Source organism: Streptomyces sp. 6N223 (assembly GCF_052246635.1).
Classification (GTDB): Bacteria; Actinomycetota; Actinomycetes; order Streptomycetales; family Streptomycetaceae; genus Streptomyces.
Genome location: NZ_JBQQCA010000119.1, coordinates 1 through 4,449 on the forward strand (window position 1 = coordinate 1; position 4,449 = coordinate 4,449).

Genomic DNA, 4,449 nt, shown 5'->3' on the forward strand with positions numbered 1-4,449 from the left:
CCACCCCCCTCCCCACCTACCCCTTCCAGGAAAACCGCTACTGGCTCGAGCCGCGCGCGGGATCGGCCGACGTCAAGGCCGCCGGGCTTGGTGCCGAGGACCACGGGCTGGTCAGCGCCGCCGTGCCGCTCGCCGAAGACGGCGGCATGGTGCTCACCGGTCGTCTCTCCCTCCACACCCACCCCTGGCTGGCCGACCACGCCGTGCACGGCACCGCGCTGCTGCCCGGCACCGCCTTCGCCGAACTCGCCCTCCACGCCGGAGCACACCTCGGCTTCGACACCATCGACGAGCTGACCATCGAGGCGCCCCTCGCCCTCCCCGACCAGGGCGCCATCCAGCTCCAGGTGACCGTCGGCGCCCCCGACGACACCGACCTCAGGAACCGCAGGACCATCGTCATCCACTCCCGCCCCGACGACGAAGAGGACGCGGACTGGACCCGCCACGCCACCGGCACGCTCGCGGCCGGCGCGGTCGACGGCGACGGCTCGCTGCCGCCGCTGCCCAGCAGTTGGCCCCCCGCCGGAGCCGAGGCGTTCGATATCGACGCCCTCGCCGAGCGCGTCGCGGACGCCGGGCTCGACTACGGCCCGGTGTTCCAGGGCATGACCGCTGCCTGGACACACGGCGACGACACCTACCTCGACATCGCTCTGCCGGCCTCGGACGACACGACGGCCAGCGAACGCTTCGCTCTCCACCCCGCCCTGCTCGACGCCGCGCTCCGCCCGCTCGCGCTGGGTCGCGAGCCCGGGCTGGTGCAGCTGCCGTTCAGCTGGTCCGGGATGCGACTGCACACCGCCCGCGCGGGCACCCGGCTGCGCGTGCGGCTGTCTCCCCTCGGCCAGGACGCCGTCAGCGTCACCGTCGCCGACGGTGACGGCCAACAGGTCGCCGAGGTCAAGGCGTTGACGCTCCGCAGCGTCCGTCCCGAACGCCTCACCGGCGGACGGCTGCCGCTGTACGAGCTGGACTGGGTGCCGGTCAAGCGCCCGGAGAAGGCCAACGACGCCCCCGCGTCCGGTGCCGTGAGCATCCACCATGTCCCGCTCGTCGAGGGCACCGACGCCGCCGAGGCGACGCACACCACCCTCGCCTGGCTGCTGGAGCTGGTGCAGGGCTGGCTCGCGGAGGGCGACCGCCCGGCCGAGGAGCGGCTCGTCCTGGTCACGCGCAACGCCCAGGGCGACGTGCCACGTCACCCGGCGCAGGCGGCGGTCTGGGGGTTCGTCCGCGCCGTACGGGCCGAGCACCCCGGCCGTTTCGTGCTGGTCGACTCCGACGCGGACCAGACCGACGAGATCAACGAGTCCGGCCTGGCCACCGCGCTCGCTTCGGCGGGCGACGACGAGCCCGAGCTGATGATCCGGGACGGGGAGGTCTTCGCCTCACGCCTCGCGCCGGCCGCAGCCACCGAGCCGCAGGACTTCAACGCGAGCGACGCCGACGCCCCCGGCGACGGCGTGGTGCTGATCACCGGAGCCACGGGCGCGCTCGGCGCGGACGTGGCACGGCACCTGGTCACGGCGTACGGCGCCCAGCGTCTGCTGCTCGTCAGCCGGCGCGGCCCGGCGGCGGACGGCGCCGCTGAGCTGCGCGACGAGCTGACCGCCCTCGGCGCGGCCGAGGTCACCATCGCCGCATGCGACGTCGCCGACCGCCAGGCCCTCACCGAGCTGCTGCGCGCGACGCCCGTCACCGCCGTGGTACACGCCGCCGGCGTGCTGGACGACGGCGTCGTGACGTCCCTGACGCCCGACCGCGTCGCCACCGTCCTGCGCCCCAAGGTCGATGCCGCCTGGAGCCTGCACGAGCTCACCCGCGAACACGCCCCCGGCCTACGCCAGTTCATCCTCTTCTCCTCCGTCGCAGGCGTGCTGGGCAACGCCGGCCAAGCCGCGTACGCGGCCGCCAACGCCTTCCTCGACGCCCTCGCCGCGCACCGCCGCGCCCAGGGCCTGCCCGCCGCCTCGTTCGCCTGGGGCCTGTGGCAGCAGGACAGCGGCACGGCGAGTGGCATGGCCGGGCAGCTCGGCGATCGCGAACGCACCCGCCTGGCGCGCGCAGGCCTCGCCCCCATCTCCAGCGAGCAGGGATTGGCCTGCCTCGACGCGCGCCTCGGCGCCGCCGCGACCGTGGCCACCGCCCTGGACGCGGGCGCGCTGCGCACCCAGGCCGAGGAGGGGCGGCTTCCGGCAGTCCTGCGCGGCCTGGTCCGCGCGCCGAGGCCGCGCCCGAACGCCAGCACAAGCTCCAGCGCTGGCGCTGGAGCTGGCGCCGACGGCCTGGGCGGCTACGGCTCGGCGCTGGAGCTGGTGCGGGCCACGGCGGCCGAGGTGCTCGGGCACGCCGACGCCTCGGCGATCGATGTCGAGCGTCCGTTCAACGAGCTGGGCTTCGACTCGCTGACCGCCGTGCAACTGCGCAACCGTCTCGGCGACGTGACCGGCAAGCGGCTGCCCGCCACCCTCATCTTCGACCAGCCCTCCCCGGCCGCTCTCGCCGCGTACCTGTCGGGCTCGGACAGCAACCCGGCGGCGGCCGGGGCGAGCGGTACGCGGGTGGCGGTCGACGAGCCGATCGCCATCGTGGGGCTGGCCTGCCGCTATCCGGGCGGGGTGCGCTCGCCCGAGGATCTGTGGCGGCTGGTCGCCGACGGCCTGGACGCCATCGGGGAGTTCCCGGACGACCGGGGCTGGAACGTGGACGAGCTGTACGACCCGGACCCCGAGCGCAGCGGCCACACCTACACGCGGCGCGGCGGCTTCCTGCGGGACGCCGGGGAGTTCGACCCGGACTTCTTCGGGATCTCGCCGCGTGAGGCGCTGGCGACGGACCCGCAGCAGCGGCTGCTGCTGGAGACCGCGTGGGAGGCGTTCGAGCGGGCCGGGATCGACCCGACGACGCTGCGCGGCAGCCAGACCGGCGTCTTCACCGGGATCATGTACAACGACTACGGGTCCCGGCTCCAGCACGCGCCGCGCGACTTCGAGGGCTACCTCAGCAACGGCAGCGCGCCGAGCATCGCGTCGGGCCGGGTGGCGTACACCTTCGGCTTCGAGGGTCCGGCCGTGACCGTCGACACCGCCTGCTCCTCGTCGCTGGTGGCGCTCCATCTCGCGTCGCAGGCGCTGCGCAACGGCGAGTGCCAGCTGGCCCTGGTCGGCGGTGCCACCGTCATGGCAACGCCCACGACCTTCATCGAGTTCAGCCGCCAGCGCGGGCTGTCGCCGGATGGGCGCTGCAAGGCGTTCGGCGCCTCGGCCGACGGCACCGGCTGGAGCGAGGGCGTGGGCCTGCTGCTCGTGGAACGCCTGTCGGACGCGCGGCGCAACGGCCACCAGGTGCTCGCGGTCGTGCGCGGCTCGGCCGTCAACCAGGACGGCGCCAGCAACGGCCTCACCGCACCCAACGGCCCCTCGCAGCAGCGCGTGATCCGGCAGGCCCTCGCCAACTCCGGACTCGACCCGGTCGACGTCGACGTCGTCGAGGCCCACGGCACCGGCACGCAGCTCGGCGACCCGATCGAGGCGCAGGCGCTGCTCGCGACCTACGGGCAGGGCAGGCCGGAGGACCGGCCGCTGTGGCTGGGCTCGATCAAGTCCAACATCGGCCACACGCAGGCGGCGGCGGGTGTGGCGGGCGTGATCAAGATGGTCATGGCGATGAACAACGGGCAGCTGCCGCCCACGCTCCACGCCGACGAGCCGTCGCAGCACATCGACTGGGAGGCGGGCGCCGTCTCCCTGCTGACCGAGTCCCGGCCGTGGAAGGCAAACGGCCACCCGCGCCGGGCCGCCGTCTCCTCCTTCGGCATCAGCGGCACCAACGCGCACGTGATCCTTGAGGAGATCGAGCCGGCGGAGGAGCCCGCAGCAGCCCCTGGCGAAGGCAACGAACCGGGCCAGCCGGTGGCGTGGGTGCTGTCGGCGAAGTCGGAGGGCGCGCTGCGCGACCAGGCGCGGAGCCTGGGCATGTGGGTCGAGGCCCACCCCGAACTCCCGGCCGCCGGCATCGCGCATTCGCTGGTGACGACGCGGGCGTTGTTCGACCACCGGGCCGTCATCATCGGCCAGGACGACGAGACGCGGCTGGCGGCATTGCGTTCTCTGGCGACCGGCGAGCCCAGCTCCGCCGTCATCCACGGCAACGCCGCCCAGCCCGGCAAGCTCGCCTACCTCTTCACCGGCCAGGGCTCACAACGGGCAGGCATGGGCCAACAGCTCTACACCACCTACCCCGCCTTCGCCCACGCCTACGACGAGGTACTCACCCACTTCACCCCCAGGCTGCGGGAGATCATCACCACCGGCGAGGGTCTGGACCGCACCGAACACACCCAACCCGCCCTCTTCACCCTCCAAGTCGCCCTCTACCGACTCCTCGAAAGCCAGGGCCTACAGCCCGACTACCTGGCGGGTCACTCCATCGGCGAACTCGCCGCCG

The 4,449-nt window shown here is 73.8% G+C and carries 1 protein-coding gene; it reads left to right on the forward strand.

Translation table 11 applies throughout. The annotated features are described in order from the left end of the window. Nucleotides 1-4,449 (forward strand): type I polyketide synthase (locus ACTWQH_RS32485; protein WP_443290408.1); only part of this gene is annotated, 4,449 nt, incomplete at both ends.